At 42.0% G+C, this 19,647-nt stretch carries 19 protein-coding genes; 6 read left to right on the forward strand and 13 right to left on the reverse strand.

Annotation, left to right across the window (positions count from 1 at the left end):
- Window positions 1-58: 58 nt before the first annotated feature.
- The 7 genes from secA to BLR84_RS27870 form a co-directional block, all read right to left on the reverse strand.
- A complete protein-coding gene (secA, locus tag BLR84_RS27840; RefSeq protein ID WP_090473533.1) occupies window positions 59-3,367 on the reverse strand; it encodes a preprotein translocase subunit SecA in 3,309 nt (1,102 codons plus the stop codon).
- A gap of 172 nt (window positions 3,368-3,539) precedes the next feature.
- Window positions 3,540-4,463, reverse strand: coding sequence for a bifunctional riboflavin kinase/FAD synthetase (locus tag BLR84_RS27845; RefSeq protein WP_090473534.1), 924 nt, complete (start codon window positions 4,461-4,463; stop codon window positions 3,540-3,542).
- 389 nt (window positions 4,464-4,852) lie between these two features.
- A complete protein-coding gene (locus BLR84_RS27850; protein WP_090473535.1) occupies window positions 4,853-5,125 on the reverse strand; it encodes a GIY-YIG nuclease family protein in 273 nt (90 codons plus the stop codon).
- 119 nt (window positions 5,126-5,244) lie between these two features.
- Entirely contained in the window at window positions 5,245-5,967 is a 723-nt protein-coding gene (gene truB / locus BLR84_RS27855; RefSeq protein ID WP_255367063.1) for a tRNA pseudouridine(55) synthase TruB, read from the reverse strand.
- 617 nt (window positions 5,968-6,584) lie between these two features.
- A complete protein-coding gene (locus tag BLR84_RS27860; protein ID WP_090473536.1) occupies window positions 6,585-7,379 on the reverse strand; it encodes an undecaprenyl-diphosphate phosphatase in 795 nt (264 codons plus the stop codon).
- A 34-nt stretch (window positions 7,380-7,413) separates the two neighbouring features.
- On the reverse strand, window positions 7,414-7,680 hold the full coding sequence (locus BLR84_RS27865) for a DUF3098 domain-containing protein (RefSeq protein WP_090473537.1): 267 nt from the start codon (window positions 7,678-7,680) through the stop codon (window positions 7,414-7,416).
- Window positions 7,681-7,766: 86 nt separating this feature from the next.
- Window positions 7,767-8,645, reverse strand: a complete 879-nt coding sequence (locus BLR84_RS27870) for a cell division protein FtsX (protein ID WP_090473538.1) — start codon at window positions 8,643-8,645, stop codon at window positions 7,767-7,769.
- A 248-nt stretch (window positions 8,646-8,893) separates the two neighbouring features.
- Between BLR84_RS27870 and BLR84_RS27875 the strand changes: the two genes are divergently transcribed.
- Window positions 8,894-9,127, forward strand: coding sequence for a hypothetical protein (locus tag BLR84_RS27875; protein WP_090473539.1), 234 nt, complete (start codon window positions 8,894-8,896; stop codon window positions 9,125-9,127).
- Window positions 9,128-9,171: 44 nt separating this feature from the next.
- Here the strand turns inward: BLR84_RS27875 and BLR84_RS27880 are convergent, their stop codons facing one another.
- Window positions 9,172-10,920 carry an ABC transporter ATP-binding protein gene (locus BLR84_RS27880; protein WP_090473620.1) on the reverse strand — a complete coding sequence of 583 codons (1,749 nt, stop codon included), beginning with the start codon at window positions 10,918-10,920 and terminating at the stop codon, window positions 9,172-9,174.
- A 165-nt stretch (window positions 10,921-11,085) separates the two neighbouring features.
- Window positions 11,086-11,898: a tRNA pseudouridine(38-40) synthase TruA gene (gene truA, locus BLR84_RS27885; RefSeq protein ID WP_090473540.1), complete on the reverse strand. Its 813-nt coding sequence runs from the start codon at window positions 11,896-11,898 to the stop codon at window positions 11,086-11,088.
- Between the two features lie 241 nt (window positions 11,899-12,139).
- On the opposite strand from truA, the gene BLR84_RS27890 reads away from it, so the two are divergent.
- Window positions 12,140-12,433 carry a hypothetical protein gene (locus tag BLR84_RS27890; protein WP_143014013.1) on the forward strand — a complete coding sequence of 98 codons (294 nt, stop codon included), beginning with the start codon at window positions 12,140-12,142 and terminating at the stop codon, window positions 12,431-12,433.
- Window positions 12,434-12,541: 108 nt separating this feature from the next.
- Here BLR84_RS27890 and BLR84_RS27895 read toward each other — a convergent pair whose 3' ends face one another.
- Window positions 12,542-13,072: a DUF892 family protein gene (locus tag BLR84_RS27895; RefSeq protein WP_090473542.1), complete on the reverse strand. Its 531-nt coding sequence runs from the start codon at window positions 13,070-13,072 to the stop codon at window positions 12,542-12,544.
- Window positions 13,073-13,203: 131 nt separating this feature from the next.
- Between BLR84_RS27895 and BLR84_RS27900 the strand changes: the two genes are divergently transcribed.
- Both BLR84_RS27900 and BLR84_RS27905 read left to right on the forward strand, forming a co-directional pair.
- On the forward strand, window positions 13,204-13,671 hold the full coding sequence (locus BLR84_RS27900; RefSeq protein ID WP_090473543.1) for a DUF4293 domain-containing protein: 468 nt from the start codon (window positions 13,204-13,206) through the stop codon (window positions 13,669-13,671).
- 236 nt (window positions 13,672-13,907) lie between these two features.
- A complete protein-coding gene (locus BLR84_RS27905; protein ID WP_090473544.1) occupies window positions 13,908-15,764 on the forward strand; it encodes a DEAD/DEAH box helicase in 1,857 nt (618 codons plus the stop codon).
- 204 nt (window positions 15,765-15,968) lie between these two features.
- On the opposite strand, the gene BLR84_RS27910 is transcribed toward BLR84_RS27905, so the two are convergent.
- The 3 genes from BLR84_RS27910 to BLR84_RS27920 are packed head-to-tail and all read right to left on the reverse strand — an operon-like array spanning window position 15,969 to window position 17,720.
- Window positions 15,969-16,295: a hypothetical protein gene (locus BLR84_RS27910; RefSeq protein ID WP_090473545.1), complete on the reverse strand. Its 327-nt coding sequence runs from the start codon at window positions 16,293-16,295 to the stop codon at window positions 15,969-15,971.
- 41 nt (window positions 16,296-16,336) lie between these two features.
- Window positions 16,337-16,672, reverse strand: a complete 336-nt coding sequence (locus BLR84_RS27915) for a hypothetical protein (RefSeq protein ID WP_090473546.1) — start codon at window positions 16,670-16,672, stop codon at window positions 16,337-16,339.
- Window positions 16,673-16,712: 40 nt separating this feature from the next.
- Window positions 16,713-17,720: an NAD(P)H-dependent glycerol-3-phosphate dehydrogenase gene (locus tag BLR84_RS27920; protein WP_090473547.1), complete on the reverse strand. Its 1,008-nt coding sequence runs from the start codon at window positions 17,718-17,720 to the stop codon at window positions 16,713-16,715.
- A gap of 501 nt (window positions 17,721-18,221) precedes the next feature.
- Between BLR84_RS27920 and BLR84_RS27925 the strand changes: the two genes are divergently transcribed.
- Both BLR84_RS27925 and BLR84_RS27930 read left to right on the forward strand, forming a co-directional pair.
- Entirely contained in the window at window positions 18,222-19,415 is a 1,194-nt protein-coding gene (locus BLR84_RS27925; protein WP_090473548.1) for an ATP-grasp domain-containing protein, read from the forward strand.
- 68 nt (window positions 19,416-19,483) lie between these two features.
- Window positions 19,484-19,645, forward strand: a complete 162-nt coding sequence (locus tag BLR84_RS27930) for a FeoB-associated Cys-rich membrane protein (RefSeq protein WP_090473549.1) — start codon at window positions 19,484-19,486, stop codon at window positions 19,643-19,645.
- Window positions 19,646-19,647 lie beyond the last annotated feature (2 nt).

Consider the following 19,647-nt stretch of genomic DNA (forward strand, 5'->3'; position numbering starts at 1 on the left):
CATACATAGTTCAATAATAGATCCTTCACTCCGTTCCGGATGACAAAACTGTGTATTCTTAATTCTGCCCTACGCCGTGGCAGTTTTTATATTTTTTACCACTACCGCAAGGACAAGGGTCATTACGACCTATCTTGTTTTCAACCCTAACCGGGGTAGCTTTCTGCTGTTCGCGGAAATCATCCATCGGTATGCCATTGCTTTCGCTTACCAGCTCGGCTTTGGTGGTTTTCATTTTACGCAGATCAAGTTTTGGCTCAGGTCTGGCTTCTTTGATCTCATCCGGTTGCTGCTGAACCGGGATACCGCCCCTGAACAGGAAGCTTACGATCTCTTTATTCACATTAGCCAGCATTCCTCTAAACAGTTCAAAAGCTTCAAACTTGTAAACCAATAGTGGATCCTTTTGCTCATAAACCGCGTTCTGTACCGATTGTTTTAACTCATCCATCTCGCGCAAATGCTCTTTCCAGGCATCATCAATCAGGTAAAGGGTCACGTTCTTTTCAAAAGATTTAAACACCTCTACCCCATGGTTCTCTACCGCCTTTTTCAATGGTACAGAAACCTGTATGCCGTGGATACCATCGCTAAACGGAACCACAATATTTTCAACATACTGACCACGGGTATCATATACATCTTTCAGTACCGGGAAGGCCTGTTGAGCTACCGCTTCTTGTTTGCGTTTGTAAAAGTCCATTACCGTTTGGAAAGTTCTGTCGGTAAGGGCAGTAATATTTTTTGCTGCAAACTCTTCAATGTCCAGTTCAATATCAACCGAGAACAAACGGATCACTTCCAGCGTAAAGCCTTCGTAGTTGTTTGCTTCTTTATATTCGGTCACAATATCTTCAACCACATCAAATATGGTATTGCTCAGGTCAACGTCTAAACGTTCGCCAAACAGGGCGTTTTTACGTTTGGTATAGATCACCGTACGTTGTGAGTTCATCACATCATCATACTCCAGCAAACGCTTACGAATACCAAAGTTGTTTTCTTCTACCTTTTTCTGCGCACGCTCAATTGATTTGGAGATCATGGAGTGCTGAATTACTTCGCCCTCTTCAATACCCATACGTACCATCAGGTTAGATATACGCTCTGATCCGAATAAACGCATCAGGTTATCCTCTAACGATACAAAGAACTGAGACGAACCCGGGTCACCCTGACGACCTGCACGACCACGTAACTGCCTGTCAACACGGCGCGACTCATGGCGCTCGGTACCTACAATGGCCAAACCACCCGCATCTTTAACACCGGCGCCCAGCTTAATATCCGTACCACGACCAGCCATGTTGGTGGCGATGGTCACGGTACCTGTTTTACCAGCTTCGGCCACAATATCGGCTTCTTTCTGGTGCATTTTGGCGTTCAGTACGTTATGTTTGATACCGCGCAGTTTCAGCATACGGCTCAGTAATTCCGAAATTTCAACCGATGTTGTACCTACCAGTACCGGGCGACCGGCTTCTGTCAGTTTCACAATCTCATCGGCAACGGCATTGTATTTTTCACGAACGGTACGATAAACCAGATCCTGCCTGTCTGCACGACTTGCCGGGGTATTGGTTGGTATCTCTACCACGTCCAGTTTGTATATTTCCCAAAACTCACCTGCTTCTGTAACAGCAGTACCCGTCATACCGCAAAGTTTGTGGTACATACGGAAGTAGTTTTGCAGGGTAATGGTAGCGAAGGTTTGTGTCGCGTCTTCTACCTTTACATTTTCTTTTGCTTCGATAGCCTGGTGTAAACCATCAGAGTAACGACGACCGTCTAACACACGACCGGTTTGCTCATCCACAATTTTCACCTTGCCTTCGTCCAGGATATACTCTGTATCTTTTTCAAACAGGGTATACGCTTTTAATAACTGGTTAACCGAGTGGATACGTTCAGATTTGATGGAGAAATCACGCATCAGCTCGTCTTTGCGGGCAATTTTCTCTTCGGGAGCCAGGCTTGATTTTTCGATCTCAGCAATTTCGGTACCTACATCAGGCATCACAAAAAAGTGAGGATCTTCGCCCGATGAGGTGATCAGCTCGATACCTTTTTCGGCCAGTTCAACCTGGTTATTTTTTTCGTCGATCACAAAGAAAAGCTCCGCGTCAACCTTTGGCATATCCTTACCCTGATCCTGCATGTAGTGGTTTTCCACTTTCTGCAAAATTGTCCGGTTACCGCCTTCGCTCAAAAACTTAATTAAAGCCTTGCTTTTTGGTAAACCACGGTAAGCACGTAATAAAGCTAAGCCACCACCTTCAACATCGGTATTACCTTCGTTAATAGCTTTTTTAGCTTCGTTCAATACGCCGTTTACATAGGCTTTTTGCGCGTTAACCAAACGCTCAATACGTGGTTTCAGCTCATAAAACTCATGCTCATCACCGCGAGGTATTGGACCTGATATAATTAAAGGTGTACGGGCATCATCAATTAATACGGAGTCGACCTCATCCACCATGGCGTAATGTGACTTACGTTGTACCAACTCTTCCGGACTACGTGTCATATTGTCACGCAGGTAATCAAAACCGAATTCGTTGTTGGTACCAAAAGTGATATCTGATAGATAAGCTTTGCGGCGCTCATCAGAATTTGGCTCATGTTTATCGATACAATCAACCGATAAACCGTGGAACTCATATAATGGGCCCATCCACTCACTATCACGACGGGCCAGGTAATCATTCACCGTTACAATGTGAACACCCTGACCAGCCAGCGCATTCAGGTATGCAGGCAGCGTGGCTACCAGCGTTTTACCTTCACCCGTAGCCATCTCTGATATTTTACCCTGGTGCAGTACAATACCACCAATCAGCTGCACATCATAGTGTACCATATCCCAGGTAACCTCGTTACCGGCAGCAAGCCAGGTATTGTGGTGTATAGCCTGGTCGCCTTTAATAATCACGTTGTTTTTGCGCGCGGCCAGTTCACGATCAAACTGGGTGGCAGTAACTTCAATGGTTTTATTACCGGCAAAACGGCGGGCAGTTTCTTTAACAACCGCGAATGCTTCGGGCAGTATATTTAACAATATATCTTCCAGCTCTTTATTGCGGTCTTTTTCCAGTTTATCCAACTGGGTATAAAGCTCCACTTTTTCGCTTACGTCCATATCCAGCTCATTTTCGGTACGGTCTTTAATAGCTTGAATCTCGCTATCAATGCCTGAAAGTCCCTGGGCTATGGTTTCTTTAAAATCTATGGTTTTAGCTCTAAGCTCATCATTGCTGATGTTGTCGAGTTTTGCAAATTCAGCCTTAATTTTTTCAACTATAGGCTGTATCGCTTTTACATCCCGTTCTGATTTGCTTCCAAAAAGCTTACTGATAAAATCTAACATATTATTTTGATATAATCGAACAAACTCAACAATTGCGCCAAGGCAACCGACTGAGTCATATTGACAGGTAAAGGTACGAAACCCCCTCTAAATCTCCCCCGGTTGGGGAGACTTTTTAAAAAAACTTGGCTCAATGTTAAAAGCCCTCTCCTTTGGGGAGGGTTGGGAGGGGTTACAACAGCGCTAATACATCTTCTTTGTCCCTGGCCAACTGCACCTTAAGTTCATCAAGGGAGGCGAATTTAACGTCGCCGCGTACATAGTGGTGAAACTCCATGCGGATAGCCTGGTTATAGATCTCCTGGTCGAAATCAAAAATATTGACCTCGATGTTCCGGGTAAGGCCATTTACCGTTGGGCGGCTGCCAATATAGGCCATGCCCTTATACCTTTCGCCTGCAACAGTGACCGTTACGGCAAAAATACCGTCGGTTGGGATAAGCTTATATTTTTCTTCTACCACGATATTAGCGGTGGGATAACCCAATTGCCTGCCGATCTGGTCGCCGCGAATCACGGTGCCGGTGATGAAGAAAGGATAACCCAAGAAAGAATTGGCCAGGTCTATTTCCCCATTCAATAAGGCGTTGCGGATGCGTGTCGAACTGATGGCTACTTCGTTGATGTCCTGCTCGGGTATTTCAACCACATCAAAACCATAAACAGGACCAAGCCGTTGTAGATCTTCGAAGCCGCCCTGACGATCTTTCCCGAAGCGGTGATCATAACCGATCACAATTTTTTTAGTCCCTATTTTATTCACCAGCACATCCCGGATATAGCTCTCGGCAGTCTGGTTCGAAAAATCTCTTGAAAACGGGGTGATGATCAAATGGTCGACGCCCAGATCCTCCATCAAAGCTGCTTTTTCGGTAATGGTGGTGATCAGTTTCAGGCTTTCATCCTCCGGGTGCAGTATCATGCGCGGATGCGGGAAGAAGGTTAAAATAACTGTTTCGCCGCCTATGCTATCCGCTATTTCCTTTATCCCCGATATAATTTTACGGTGACCGATGTGTACACCATCAAAAGTACCGATGGTAACTACTGCGTTTTTCACCGCTGTAAATTCGTCAATATGATTGTAAACCCTCATGATATGCGTAAAAACACAAAGTTAATTTTTTGACCGTTAAGACTATAAAAGTCAATTATTTTGACTTTGGGATGTAATTGTTTGGTTGCTTTATATCTTAAAAATACCCACCCTGTCATTTCGAACGAGGTACGAGGAGAAATCTTTTGCGCGGGACATATCTTGCGTAGAAGATTTCTTCCGCTAACATTAAAAACCCCAATGTCATTTCGAACGAGCAGAGGGATGGAAAGCGTAGTGGCGCGAGGAGAAATCTTTTACGCGGGACATATCAATCGCAAAATATTTTTCACTTCGGTAGAAATGACAACGGTTTTTTTATTGAATTCAACTATTTATAATACATAAAATTCCATTTACTCCCCACTTACTTCCTCATTCAGAAATATTCAGTTTGGATTTGTTGTGGCAATCAAAGCCTCTTTCTTTTCTCTCCTCCACTTTTTAATCTCTTTTTCCCTTTCAATAGCATGTTCAATGTGTGTAAAATGCTCGTAATAAACCAAGAGGTAGCAATAGTATTTACCGGTAAATGATCGCTTTGTGCCCTTGTTTTCTGTATGTTGAATAATTCTTACACTGATATCATTTGTAACACCAATATACAGTACTGTCCGATCAGGGTTAGTTGTAATGTAAACATAGTAGTTATGATTCCGCATGTTTTAAATGTACAAATTTGGCCTGATTGTAAACGTGGCGCAAAAGATTTCTCCTCGCCCTGCCCTCTTTGCCCCGGCCGCTCGTTCGAAATGACAGATTGGTTTTTAAGCTTACGGTATTATTCAACCGATGCACCACCATCCGTCTTCAACTCCCTGATCATGGTTACCAGTTCCATTACTTCCCAGGCATCCTCTACCCGGAAATTACCGCTGCGTGTACGCCTGAGTTTGGAAAGATAAGCCCCGTTATTAAGCGTAGCCCCAAAATCATTCACCAACGACCGGATGTAAGTACCCTTGCTGCACACCACTCTAAAATCAACTTCGGGCAATTCAATACGCGTCAGTTCAAACTCGCTAATGGTTACATTGCGTAAACGCAATTCCACCTCTTCGCCCCTGCGGGCTTTTTCATACAGACGCTCGCCGTCAATTTTTATAGCCGAATGTGCCGGCGGATACTGTTGTATATCGCCGGTAAACTGCCTGCAGTTATTACGCAGCTGCTCTTCGGTAAGTTGGCTGATGTCGAATTTATTATCGGGCTCGGTCTCCATATCATAAGATGGCGTGGTGGCGCCCAATGTCATAGTACCGGTATATTCTTTTTCTTCGGCCTGGAAGGTATCGATCTGTTTGGTCATTTTGCCGGTGCAGATGATCAGCAAACCGGTAGCCAGCGGATCGAGCGTACCTGCATGCCCTACTTTAAGTTTAAGCGGCTTAAATGAATTGCGGATTTTGCCAACCACATCAAAGCTTGTCCAATTGTAGGGTTTATTAACCAGCAGCAACTGTCCTTCGGCAAATTCCTGTATGTGCGTATATGTTTTCTTCAATGGGTGCTATTAAAGCGGCAAAGGTAGGGAAATAGTATGGAATGCAGAACGCAGGAGGCGACTCACCCGACCATTGCTGTGCCTGGCCACCCTCTTCGCCTGCGGCGTATTCTCACCGCGCGTCATTGCGAGGTACGAAGATAACCGACCGCAGGGAGCTCATTAATACAGATATAAAACAATCAAAATATTAATAATCCCCGATTAGTAGAGCCGCTCTGTATAGTATAGAGATTGCTTCGTACCTCGCAATGACGCGTTTTTTATTCTTTTCCAGTCTCCTGTATTTTTTGTATCTTTAAGATACTCAGCTATCAAACCAACCATGTTTGAAAATCATAATCAGGACTATTTAACAAGGGAACAAAAAGGGCTAAAAATCAAGCTAAATTCTTATTAACTCATTAAATATCAGATTTTTAATACTTTTTAAAGAAAATAAAACCTGCTAAAAATTTGTTAAAAAGTGTTAAAATCGATGATTTCGAATGAGTTTTTGAGCATTTTTCACCTGTTTTCACCCTCATTTCGAGCAGAAAAGTGTTAAAATAAAGGTTTAAAAAGTTTTTCCGGAAGGATGGCTGTTTGAATTTTATAAGTCGGACGTTTTTAAGAAACTATACGGTTTGCAATTGATGGCCGCTCAATATTAAACCGATAATAACCGCGCCCACAACAATACGGTACCAGCCGAATATCACAAAACCTTTACGCTCTAAAAAAGTAATAAATGTTTTGATGGCCAGCATGGCTACTATAAACGCGATAACGTTACCTATGGCCAGCAGTTTAATTTCTTCGCCGGTAAATATGTGGCCCTCTTTATGAAAATCATACAGCTTTTTGGCGGTGGCTGCAAACATGGTAGGTACAGCTAAAAAGAAAGAGAATTCAGCCGCGGCGGTGCGGGTCAGTTTTTGCGACATCCCTCCAACAATAGTTGCCGCCGACCGTGAAGTACCGGGAATCATGGCCAGGCACTGAAAAAAGCCGATTTTAAGCGCCGTTAAATAGCTGATATCTTTTTCGGCTTTTACAGTTGGCTTGTTGAACCATTTGTCTACGAACAACAATATGATACCACCTACAAATAAAGTAATGCCTACAGTTAGCGCGCTCTCCAATAAGGCGTCTATTTTTTTACTAAATAGCACCCCAAATACGGCCGCGGGGATAAAGGCCACCAATAACTTGATGTAAAAATTAACCGACTGTAAAAATCTTTTGTAGTATAAAACCACTACCGATAATATAGCGCCAAGCTGTATAGCAATGGTAAAAAGCTTAACAAAAGGATCGGCGGCTATGCCCATTACGGATGAAGCGATGATCATATGCCCGGTTGATGATACAGGCAAAAATTCTGTTATCCCTTCAATTATAGCCAGGATAATAACGTGGATGATATTCATTAGGGGTAGATTGGGATTGGATCAGCTATTGTAATTAATTGGTTGCTGGCTTTTTTAATATAGCGAAGAAGCCCAGGGCAAATCCTGCTAATACAACGATAGGTGCTATTACAATTTTGGTAGTGCTGTAAATGTCAGTTGTGCCTGCCATTAATACAAAGCCAAAAGCTACCACAGCAACGCTAATGATCAGCAGCCTGTAATTGCTTTTATCAAATATGAATTGTACCGGTTCGGTACCTGTTGATTTTGCTGCCTGTGTTGCTTTTACAGTTGAAGCTGGTTTAACTGGTTGTGCCATATCTTTAATTGGTGAATTATTGAATTAATGAGTTAGTGAATTTTGCTTAAGCTTGAACCTTTCAGTTTTAGCCTTTCGCCTTTAATTTACCTATATAGGTCGTATATTTTTAAACGTAAAAATTTATTAACTGCCAAAAAGGTACTGAAGCCAGATATAAAGATACCCAGGCCTATTACTCCTAAAAACACAATACCAAATTCGGTGTAGTTTTGCAGGAAAACCAGGTCGGGAATGTTTCTATAAGCTACATACAGCGTACCTACCAGTAATATAATAGCGATCAATCCACCCAAAAGACCATGCCATATGCCATACAGCAAAAACGGCTTGCGGATAAAACTTTTAGTAGCTCCAACCAGCTGCATGGATTTGATCAGGAAACGTTGTGAGTAAATAGCCAGGCGAATTGTATTGTTGATCAGCGCTACTGATAATACCACGAATATGCCGGCAAAAATAAGGATGATCAAACTGATGGAGGTTACATTCTGATTCATTTGATCAACCAGAGACTGTTGGTATTTAACCTCTTTGATCAATGGATTCTTCAACAATTCGGTCTTGAATTTTTCAATATCCTTGTTGTTGGTATAATCTGCCTTCAGATAAACGTCTATAGATTGCGACAGGGGGTTATAGCCCAAAAATTTCACAAAATCTTCGCCCAGGTCTTTTTGCAGATTGCGCGCGGCCAGTTCTTTACTTACATACTGGGTTTGTTTCACCATCACGTTGCCTTCCAGCTGCTTTTGCAACTGCAGTACATCGGTTTCATGCGCGGCATCGTCAACAAAAATGTTCAGCACTATGTTTTCTTTTACATAGCGTGAAATATTGTTGGCATATACCAAAAACAGGCCTAACAACCCTACCATTAACAACACCATAGCTATACCGAATACGGTTGATATGTATATCGTTTTTGTTTTTTTTGCTGACGCGCTTGCTTCAAATTCTTCCATGTCTGAGATATGAGACGTGAGATATGAGAGATGAGACAAAAGACAGCTAATTTTTAAAGCCCGCCTTAGATCTAACGTCTCACATCTCACATCTGTGTTTGTGCGAAATTAACAAACCTGCATTAAAGGTAAAAGTTTATTAGTTATAAATATGGTTTATTAACCGGCTATACCTATAGTTTTAACATTTATTAACGTCTGCAACGTACAAATTAAACAAAAACCCTGCTCCTGTTGTTCCATTTAGTATGACAAAGCCAGCAAATTCACCCAACAAACCTTCGCCTTCTGACACACCTACCAAAAGGCCAAATGACAACGGCGGCAAAAGTAAAGTGCGAAAAGAAGATAAACAATATCATGCCGATAAACCGCATGGCGGCGACATTGCCAAAAAGCACGAGAAAGAAGAGCAACCTGTTGAACCGATAAAGACAGCACCAACCTCTCCTAAATCCTCTCCAAAGGAGAGGACTTCTTAAAAACATTTTTATAGCCCTCTCCTTTGGAGAGGATTGGGTGAGGTCTACCTCGCTATCCCTGCCGAATTAAACTGCAGATCATATAGCTTACGGTAGTGCCCATTTTCGATCTTGAGGAGTTCCTGGTGAGTGCCGCTTTCCATGATCTCGCCATGGTCAAGCACAATAATACGGTCGGCGTTTTGTATGGTGGAGAGGCGGTGAGCTATCACGATGGCCGTGCGCCCCTGCATCAGTTTGTTGATCGCATTCTGGATCAGCATTTCGGTTTCGGTATCAACAGACGATGTGGCTTCGTCCAAAACCAAAATAGCAGGATTATACACCAATGCCCTAATAAAGGATATCAGTTGTGATTGCCCTGCCGAAAGCGTAGAGCCTCTTTCCATTACATTATAGTCGTAGCCACCGGGCAGGCGCTCAATAAATTCATGCGCACCTACATCTTTCGCGGCAGCTATGATCTGCTCGCGGGTAATGGATTGATTATTCAGACTGATGTTATTGGCAATGGTATCGGTAAATAAAAACACATCCTGTATCACGGTAGCAATCTGCGAGCGTAAAAACTCAACCTGGTAATCTCGAATATCGTGCCCGTCAACTTTTACATTGCCGGCCCCTATCTCGTAAAAACGGTTCAGGATATTAATGGTTGATGATTTACCTGCGCCAGTAGCCCCTACCAGCGCCAGCGTTTCACCCGGTTTAATGTGGAAGTTGATATCTTTCAAAACCCAGTTCTCATCATTATAGGCAAACCATACTTTGCTAAACTCGATATCACCGTGAAGTCTGCCTGTATTGATCTCACCGGTATCTACAGCAACCTCGTCGGTGTCCAATACTTTAAATATCCTGTCGGCACCTACCATGCCCATTTGTAGTGTGTTAAATTTATCGGCTAGTTGACGGATCGGCCTGAACAACATATTGAGCAATACAATAAAGCCGGTAATAACGCCAGGAGTAATACCACCCGGTCTTGCCGAAATAGCAGCCAACTGACTATCAGACAACATCCTTTTGCAGCCATACCATACCAACAAGCCCATACAAATGGCAAACAGAATTTCAACCACTGGGAAAAATATAGAATAATACCAATTGGAGCGGATGTTGGCATCGCGATATTTCAGGTTAACATCTTTAAACTTCCGCATCTCCTGATCTTCGCGGGCAAACAGCTGAATGATGCTGATGCCCGAAATATGCTCGGCCAGGAAAGTATTCAAGCGGGCAACCTGGGTCCGAACCTCCTGGAAGGAGGACTTAATGGCTTCCTTAAAAACATAGGTCGACGCAAACAGGAAGGGCATTGGGATCAAGGTGATGAGGGCCAGCTTCCAGTCCTCATATAACATAAAGCCTATCACAGCAAATACCAGCAGCATATCACCCATGATGGAGATCAACCCTTCTGAAAAGATATCGGCAATAGTTTCCAGATCTGATACGGTACGGGTAATGAGCATACCAATAGGCGTACGATCAAAGTATTTAAGCCGCAGACTGGTAATGTGATTAAAAATATCAATACGCAGATCACGGATAACAGATTGCCCCAGGGCATTGGTTAAATAGGTTTGATAATACTGGGCAATGGTTAGTACGATGAGCTGCGTTATCATCAACCCTACCATAAACAACAATCCGTCGTAATTATCATTCAGGATATCATTATCTAAGGTGTGTTGTATCAGGATAGGCTGTAGTAATGCTCCAGCTGCCAGGAAAACGGTTAAAAATGCCGAAATTACAAATGTGCTGTTATAGGGCTTTACATAATGCATCACCCGTTTTAACAGTTTCCAATCAAGCGCTTTTCCGGTTACGCCCCCCCCGCCCCCTGAAGGGGGTGTTTTTTGATCGGTATTTTTTTTATCGTTATCCACTATATCAAATGTAATGTATAATTATAAACAGTTAAAAATTCGTACTCTATTTTTATTCCCCCTTCAGGGGGTTAGGGGCAAATACGGATATTCCACTTCTGTTAGATATAAGCCGCAGGCTGGCACGCTTGTACCGGCATTTGAGCGGTTTTTACTTTCAATAATGGAGCGTACGGCTTCGGGCTCTATTTCGTGCTTGCCTACCATCATCAGTGTACCTACTATAGCCCGTACCATATTACGCAAAAACCTATCGGCCGAAATATGGAAAACAATACCCTGTTCTGTTTTTACCCATTCGGCCCGGGTTATTTTACAATTATTGGTTTTAACCTGCGTATTCGATTTACTAAAACAGCTAAAATCGGTGTACTCCATGATGATAGCCGCCGCCTGGTTCATCAACACCACATCGGGCACATCTCGTACCATCCACGAATAGCCATGCAAAAATGGATCTTTATGAAAATGGATATGGTATTGATAAGAACGCTGTGTAGCATCAAAACGTGCGTGAGCATTCTCATGAACCGGGATGATATTTTTTATACCGATATCAGGCGGAAGAAGAGAGTTGAGGCTGCGTACTTTTAGTCCATAGTCGATGGTCGATAGTCCATGGTTTTCTGTTTTCTCACTATCGCCTATGATCAATGGACTATGAATCTCAACATCAAAATGCGCGAAAAACTCTCGGGCATGCACACCTGTATCTGTACGACCGCAACCGATAGTTTCAACAGACTGGCGCAAAATAGTAGCCAGGGCCTTATTTAGTAGTTCCTGTACGCTTACAGCATTTTGCTGTATTTGCCAACCATGGTAATTGGTACCATCATAAGCCAGTTCAATAAAATAACGTTGTTTAGCGGTCACACGGCAAAGTTAATAATATGCCGCATAAGGGTATTCATTATTTAGTCAAAGTAAAAATATGTAGAAAGATAAACACGAACAGGTTAACATGCTAAGTACAGGGGATTATGTGGAGTTTTAAGCGTTTTGTGAATAATCAACTGAAGAAAATCAAATAGCAAGTTTCCTAAGTATTGCATATATATATTTCATATTTTTATTGTATAATTTTCTATTTATTTAATCTTTAAACATTATTCCAATGAAAAAATTTAGAGGTCTTTTATGCCTATCGTTATTGACTATGCTATTGCTGTTTAGTTCATTTTCACCAAAGGTGAAACAAAAGGTTGCTCTTCCCTTATTAAGAAACTATGCATGGTACACACCTTCAGGTCAATTTGTTGCCTGGAGCACTTTGATAAATACGGAAGTGGTCACCGGTGGTGATCTTAACCCTACTAATGGGACATTGATTTCGGAAGGATATACTGATGGCGGTCCGGGGCAGTCGCCAGTAGGGGCTGTTGTTTATAAAATATACTCGCACCCATAATGCAAACGCCCCGACAACGGGGCGTTTTTATTTTAACCCAGGCTTTGTCCTTACTTAAAATGCACGAACATAGCTATCCAAAGTCGGAAACCTCAGAATAACTTTTGATCAGTGAGCCGGCTCACTGATATACTCTTTATAAATAGATTCAAACATGATCTTATCTTCCAGAGCCTGGTTAAATGGTTTATCCAAAAAGGTATTGCTATAGCCTATAGCTTTGGCCAGGTTCCTCAGCACTTTAAAATAAGTAACTTCAATACCTTCTATCAGTTGGAGATAAAAAACAATAAAAACGTCGCGCTCCATTGGTGTTTTACCTGCCTTAATAGCCGATATATAAGCCTCGAGCGTCATGGCTTTCATACCCAGAACACTAATTTTTGACTGATCTTCATTGATGGAATTAAATATACTATCCAGGTGCTGCAGTTGATCCTGAGCATCATCGCAACATTCCTTTATCGCGTTCTTTAAAAATTGCAATGTAGCCAACCCTTCAATTTCATTGAAAAACTGTATCAGGTGTTGCTTGCCACAATAAATACTATTCAGGTGCTCCAAAAATATCTTTTTCAAATGAGCGTCATCAAATTTTACATCCTGGGGCGATAGGTTGTTAACTGGGGGCTTGATCATCACAACAATTAATTAGAAAATAATTATAAATATAGTGCATTAATTATCATAAAAAGAAAATAAACGATACAATAAAATGCAGTACGGCAACAATTAAAACAATTATATTTGCCCTTATAATTTTCAATATCATGCTGCAACGTATTCAAAGCATTTATCTGTTATTTGCCAGCCTTGTGCTGTTCGCGCTTTTCTTTTTCCCATTGGCCCATAACGTTTATGTTTCCGGCAAACCGGTAAGTATTATGGTTACCGGCATATTCCAGGATGTGAACAGCGCCCAGCAAAGCACAGAATCCTTTACAGCTCTTACCGCTATAACCGCTGTAGTAGCCCTGATACCCTTAGTGGTTATTTTTTTATACAAAAACCGCAAACAACAAATAGCTATTTGCTACAGCGCCATACTGGTATTAATTGGTTACAGCTTTTGGATGGCCCAAACAGTAAAAAAAGCAATAGGAAGTGTACAACTTGATACGCATACTATGGGGATAGGACTATTCCTTACTTCGCTAAGTATTGTATTGCTGATACTGGCGGCTAAAAGTATACAGCGCGATGAAAAACTGGTAAAATCTGCTGACAGGCTCAGATAATCAGATCCTGTTAGGAAAAGGCGAAAAACTCCCGTCGCAACATGAACAACACTTTTTACTGATTATCAAAATTCTAATTAAATATAGAAATAAAGCCAATACTACCCTGTGCTAACTCTCAAATTATCAAAAAGTTATGATAATTTTAAAAAACGCCGTTGCTCTTGTATTTAAAAAATATAATTTCTATCTTTGCGCCCGATTTGGCGATGTTGCCAAATTCGTTATTTTAATTCATGAACCCATTTATTCAACTGGGAATCCGTCATGATATTGTTAATGCCATCTCTGAGTTAGGGTTTGAAAACCCAACGCCAATCCAGGAACAGTCAATTCCGGTATTGTTAACAGGCAGCAACGATTTTGTCGGATTAGCCCAAACCGGGACCGGTAAGACTGCTGCCTTTGGCCTACCATTATTAGAGCTGTTGGATTTCGAAGAAAATCATCCACAGGCACTTGTTTTATGCCCAACACGTGAACTTTGTTTACAGATCACGAACGACATTAAAAATTACGCCAAGCATATGAACAACGTTCACGTTGTTGCTGTGTATGGTGGTGCAAGCATTTCCGATCAGTTACGCCAGATTAAACGCGGTGTACAGATCGTAGTGGCCACACCAGGTCGCATGCTTGATATCATCAACCGCAAGGCGATAGATTTTTCGCAGGTAAAATTCGTAGTATTGGATGAAGCTGATGAAATGCTCAATATGGGCTTTCAGGAAGACATTGATAATATCTTATCTACCACGCCCGACGAGAAAAAAACCTGGCTGTTCTCAGCCACCATGCCTGCCGAAGTTAGGCGGATCGCCAAAAAATACATGGAGAATCCGTTTGAGCTTACTATGGGCACCAAAAACACCGGTAATGCCAACATTGAGCATGAGTACTATATAGTACGTGCCCGTGACAAGTATGCCGCGTTTAAACGTATTGTTGATTTTAACCCCGATATTTTTGGTATTGTTTTTTGCCGTACCAAGATCGAGACCCAGGATATTGCAGAAGCCCTGATCAAAGACGGTTATAATGCCGATTCTTTACATGGTGACTTATCACAACAACAACGTGACAAGGTAATGAAACGTTACCGTGAGCGCAACCTGCAGCTATTAATAGCTACAGACGTTGCAGCCCGTGGTATCGACGTTAATGATGTTACCCACGTTATCAACTACTCGTTACCTGATGAGATCGAGAACTACACCCACCGTAGCGGCCGTACAGCCCGTGCAGGTAAAACCGGTGTATCTATCTCTATTGTTAACGGTAAAGAATTAGGTAAAATACGCCAGATTGAGCGTGTAATTGGTAAAAAGTTTTCAAAAGCCGAGATCCCTACAGGTTTTGACGTTTGCGAAAAACAACTGTTCTCGATTGTACATAAAGTACATAACGTAACCGTTAACGAGGAGCAGATTGAACAATACCTGCCACGCATCATCGAGGAGTTTAAAGATATCAGCAAGGAAGATTTTATCAAACGTTTTGCTTCTATCGAATTTAACCGCTTCCTTGATTATTACGAAAACGCTCCGGATCTGAATGCCAGCGCTGAAGAAGGCCGTACCAGAGACAGGGACGACCGCGGCGAACGCGCACCAGGAGGCAAATCAGCTTACACCCGTTTATTTATAAACTTAGGTTCTGTTGATGAATTTAACCGTGGCGATCTGCTGGGTTACATTTGTAACACTACCAAAATAAGTGGCCGTACCGTTGGTAAAATCGATGTAAAAGGTGTTTATTCATTTTTCGAAGTTCCACATGAGGATGTAGAGAAAGTAATGAGCGCTTATAAAGAAATTGAATTCAAAGGACGCCCGGTTAGGATAGAAATATCTGGCGAAGGCACCAGTGATAATCGCAGCAGCGGCGGTGGATACCGTGGCGGTGGCGAGCGTCGTGAAGGTGGATATCGTGGTGGCGAGCGTCGCGAAGGTGGCGGTGGTTACCGTGGTGGCGAACGTCGTGAAGGCGGTGGTCATCGTGGCAGCAGCGAAAGAAGCAGCACCGGTGGTGGTTTCCGTGATTTCTCTGGCAAAAGCCGTGAAGAGCGTCCGGAACGTCGCAGAAGATTCTAATTCAAAGAGTCAAGAGATTAGAACCAAGAATCAGGACAGAAATCCATGAGCAGTGTGATTTCATCTTGATTCTTGACTCTTACTTCTTGACTCTAAAAGAAAATAGTTTTTCATGTAGCTTCTCTGGTAAAGAAGCATTAGTTTTAGTTTAGTTTTGTTAACAAAGCCTTCAGCTGCATCCGCAGCATGAAGGCTTTTGTTTTTTTAGCGAGAAAACTCAACCAGGTCTGAGTCTGGGTAAAACAGCGTGAGCTTATGATCATCCAAATTTTTGATCAGGAATTTGGTAAATGGCCTACTACCCTGGTAAGAAGTAAAGATGGTATCATTCGTTACAAAATAATCTTCAGTAACAGGTTTGCCATCATCCATCGTAAATCCTTTATCGGTTATTTCAAGCTTGGTTTCACCATCCTTCGATTGCCATTTACCTACCAATTTTTTGTTAACCTGGTGCTCAGGAGCCCTGTTGCAGGCAAAAACCAATAATATCAATCCAACTGCCGGGATCAATAAAGCTTTATGTTTCATATTTAGTTTTTTATACCTATATCCCGAGCTGCCGGGTTTTGTTATTTTTTCTCAACGGGTTTGTCTTTCAATTTAGCTTTGCTAACATAAACATGTTTCCCTTTTTTATTTACATAAAAGTAGTGAGAGTTTTTGTCAATGTAAATGGTTTGTCCGCGTGGCCCCACTTTGTCTGCATACTTTTTATCAGCAACGGCAGCCGCACCTTTGGATGCCACTTCGGCTGTTTTGTGACCAACTTTCGTAGCTACTTCGCCTGTTTTGTGACCAACTTTTTTAAAGAAGCTGGTATCCTTCTTGGTTTTAGTTTGTGAAAAAGCTGGTGATATTACAAATGTACACACAGCAAGTAAGGCAATTTTGAATAGATTTTTCATAAGGGATTATAATTAAGTTTATTACTAATATAATAAATAATCAACTCAATTTTTCGGCCAAATTCTTCATTTCCAGTGCGGGAGGGCTTTTCTGATATAAAATGGCATAAACAGCATCACATATAGGCATATCTACATTGTACTGTTTATTCACCTCATGTAGGCAATTTACTGCATAATATCCTTCGGCTATCATATTCATTTCCAGCTGGGCCGATGTTACCGTATACCCTTTACCTATCATATTGCCAAAAGTACGATTGCGGCTAAACTGAGAATAAGCCGTAACCAGCAGATCGCCCAGGTAAGCCGATTCCTTGATATCCCTGTTGATGGGGTGCACCGCGTCAACAAAGCGTTCCAGTTCACGTATAGCGTTTGATATCAGTACTGCCTGGAAATTGTCCCCATAACCTACGCCATGGCAAATACCACTGGCAATGGCATACACATTTTTTAACACAGCCCCGTATTCGGTGCCATATATATCATCGGATACGATGGTTTTGATATAACGGGTATTGATCATCCCGGCAAATTCGGCAGCCAGGTCGGTATCGCCCGATGCGATGGTGAGGTATGATAGTTTTTCAAGCGCTACCTCTTCCGCGTGGCATGGGCCGCTGATTACCATAAAATCATCAAACGAAACACCCATCTTCCGGTTTAAAAATTCGCCAATGATCAGGTTCTCATCAGGCACTATTCCTTTTATGGCTGATACTATTTTCTTTCCAGCCAGGTCGCTGGGTGTTATCCCGGTCAGGGCGTCTTTTAAGAATGCCGCCGGTACGTTAAGCAAAATGATATCAGCATATTGTATGATCTCTTTTAGATTAACCGAGATATTTTGCTTTGGTAATTTAATTTCAACCGAACTTAAATAATGCGGGTTATGCCCAAATTTATGCAGATGCTCAACCGCCTGCACATTCCTCATCCACCAAAAAATCTCCTTTTCTGTGGTATTATCAGCCAGCATTTTAATATTGGCTGTAGCCCAGCTCCCTCCGCCAACAACCGCGATCTTCTTTTTATTTTTTTGCATTAATATAGTATTGCCAGGTTTTAATTGACAAAGCAAATTAATGAAAAATTGAGGTAAAAGGAGAAAGGATTTTTGGAACAAGGAATAAGGAGCAAGAACTTTGGGAGTAAGGAACAAGGACTTTTGGAGTAAAGATGGATTTAAGCATAATTTCTGAGATGGTAGTTCATCCGGTTATAAAAGTGGGTTTACATGGTTTACACTTTTCATGGCTAACTTCGATTTATATAATTAACAATCAATAACTTATACAAATTTTACCATTAAAAAGCGGGTTTACATGTAAACCATAATTCGAAGCATTCCATGTCATTAAATATCAGGTACAGGATATGAAATAATGATTTCGGTGTTCGAAATTCAAAATTTATTATTCGATATCACTCCTCAGCTATTTATCCTTATTCCAAAAGTCCTTGCTCCCTGTTCCAAAAATCCTTGCTCCAAAAATCCTTGTTCCTTGCTCCTTAAAATGTTAAGTTTGTTTTATACCCTATACCTATGGATCCATCAGCCAGAGAAACATTTAACGAACATTTTACGGTAGAAAAATATGGGGCTTTTTTAAACCGTCTTAATGATGGCTTGCACAACCCTGTAACTTTCCGCGTAGCCGAAACACCGATTTTTCTGACCGATGATTTTCGTGACAGATTGGTAGCGGCAGGCAACAGCATCATCGATACTATTTTGCAGCCCGGGTTTAAGGAGCTTACCGAACGCTCCATCCCCCTTAAGTGGCGCTTGCCCAATGAAAATGACCATCCTCATTTCATCGCCCTTGATTTTGGGGTTTGTAAGGATACGGATGGCCAGATCGTTCCGAAGTTGATCGAGTTGCAGGGTTTCCCTTCGCTGTATGGTTTCCAGGTTCATTTGGGTAATACCTATCGCGAAGTTTACCATATCGATGCCGACAAAACCATCTACTTTAGCGGGTTTAACGAACAATCCTACCTTGATCTGTTAAAAAAAACCATCCTCGGCCCCTACCAGCCCGATGAGGTGGTGTTGATGGATGTGAACGCTCCCGAACAAAAAACCGCGGTTGATTTTTACATCACCCAGCGATACCTGGGCATCCCGGTTGTTTCTTTAAGCGATCTGCAGCAACAGGGCGATCAGCTTTTTTATGAGATAAATGGCGAAAAAAAACGCATCAGGCGTATTTACAACCGGCTGATATTTGATGAGATCGAGGGAGATGACAACATTTTTAACCAGGTAGTTGACATACGCCAGCCGCTTGATGTGGAGTGGATAACACACCCTAACTGGTTTTACCGCATCAGTAAATTTACCATGCCTTACCTGCATGGCGATCATATCCCCAAAACACAATTTTTACACGAGGTAACTCAAATACCTGCCAACCTGGAGAATTATGTACTTAAACCCTTGTTCTCCTTTGCCGGCCAGGGCGTGATCATTGACGTTATCGCCGATGATATCAAAAACATCACAAATCCCGAGAACTGGATATTACAGCAAAAGGTAAACTATGAACCGGTGATACAAGCTCCGGATGGCGGCGTAAAGGCCGAGATACGCTTGCTATACTTATGGCCCGACGGTGATACTAAACCCACATTGGCTATTAACCTGGCCAGGCTTAGCCGCGGTAAAATGATAGGCGTGCGTTATAATCAAAATTTTGACTGGGTTGGCGGAACAATTGCCTTTCAACAGCGTTAAACTTTATACTAATCGGAACGTCTATACGTATAATAGGGTATATATTAAAAATGTAGTATTTTTGTGACATGAATATTCAAACCATTATAGTAATTATTCTTTTTGCAGGCGCAATTTTTTACATCAGCCGTATGATGTATAAGAGTTTGACCGCAAAAAAGGGATGTGGTGGTAATTGTAAATGTGGTGTTGATTTTTCTGGTATAGAACCTGGCAAAACACACAAATAAAG

Origin of the sequence: Mucilaginibacter sp. OK268, assembly GCF_900103125.1 — a bacterium.
GTDB lineage: Bacteria > Bacteroidota > Bacteroidia > Sphingobacteriales > Sphingobacteriaceae > Mucilaginibacter.

Excerpts from the sequence above, each read along its gene's own strand:
- BLR84_RS27850 (WP_090473535.1), bottom strand. The coding sequence starts at position 5,125 with ATGCGGAATCATAACTACTATGTTTACATTACAACTAACCCTGATCGG.
- BLR84_RS27910 (WP_090473545.1), bottom strand. The coding sequence starts at position 16,295 with ATGAAACATAAAGCTTTATTGATCCCGGCAGTTGGATTGATATTATTG.
- BLR84_RS27875 (WP_090473539.1), top strand. The coding sequence starts at position 8,894 with ATGACAAAGCCAGCAAATTCACCCAACAAACCTTCGCCTTCTGACACA.
- BLR84_RS27900 (WP_090473543.1), top strand. The coding sequence starts at position 13,204 with ATGCTGCAACGTATTCAAAGCATTTATCTGTTATTTGCCAGCCTTGTG.
- BLR84_RS27905 (WP_090473544.1), top strand. The coding sequence starts at position 13,908 with ATGAACCCATTTATTCAACTGGGAATCCGTCATGATATTGTTAATGCC.
- BLR84_RS27920 (WP_090473547.1), bottom strand. The coding sequence starts at position 17,720 with ATGCAAAAAAATAAAAAGAAGATCGCGGTTGTTGGCGGAGGGAGCTGG.
- BLR84_RS27930 (WP_090473549.1), top strand. The coding sequence starts at position 19,484 with ATGAATATTCAAACCATTATAGTAATTATTCTTTTTGCAGGCGCAATT.
- BLR84_RS27925 (WP_090473548.1), top strand. The coding sequence starts at position 18,222 with ATGGATCCATCAGCCAGAGAAACATTTAACGAACATTTTACGGTAGAA.
- BLR84_RS27845 (WP_090473534.1), bottom strand. The coding sequence starts at position 4,463 with ATGAGGGTTTACAATCATATTGACGAATTTACAGCGGTGAAAAACGCA.
- BLR84_RS27870 (WP_090473538.1), bottom strand. The coding sequence starts at position 8,645 with ATGGAAGAATTTGAAGCAAGCGCGTCAGCAAAAAAAACAAAAACGATA.
- BLR84_RS27915 (WP_090473546.1), bottom strand. The coding sequence starts at position 16,672 with ATGAAAAATCTATTCAAAATTGCCTTACTTGCTGTGTGTACATTTGTA.
- BLR84_RS27890 (WP_143014013.1), top strand. The coding sequence starts at position 12,140 with ATGAAAAAATTTAGAGGTCTTTTATGCCTATCGTTATTGACTATGCTA.
- secA (WP_090473533.1), bottom strand. The coding sequence starts at position 3,367 with ATGTTAGATTTTATCAGTAAGCTTTTTGGAAGCAAATCAGAACGGGAT.
- BLR84_RS27895 (WP_090473542.1), bottom strand. The coding sequence starts at position 13,072 with ATGATCAAGCCCCCAGTTAACAACCTATCGCCCCAGGATGTAAAATTT.
- BLR84_RS27860 (WP_090473536.1), bottom strand. The coding sequence starts at position 7,379 with ATGAATATCATCCACGTTATTATCCTGGCTATAATTGAAGGGATAACA.
- BLR84_RS27880 (WP_090473620.1), bottom strand. The coding sequence starts at position 10,920 with ATGCATTATGTAAAGCCCTATAACAGCACATTTGTAATTTCGGCATTT.
- BLR84_RS27865 (WP_090473537.1), bottom strand. The coding sequence starts at position 7,680 with ATGGCACAACCAGTTAAACCAGCTTCAACTGTAAAAGCAACACAGGCA.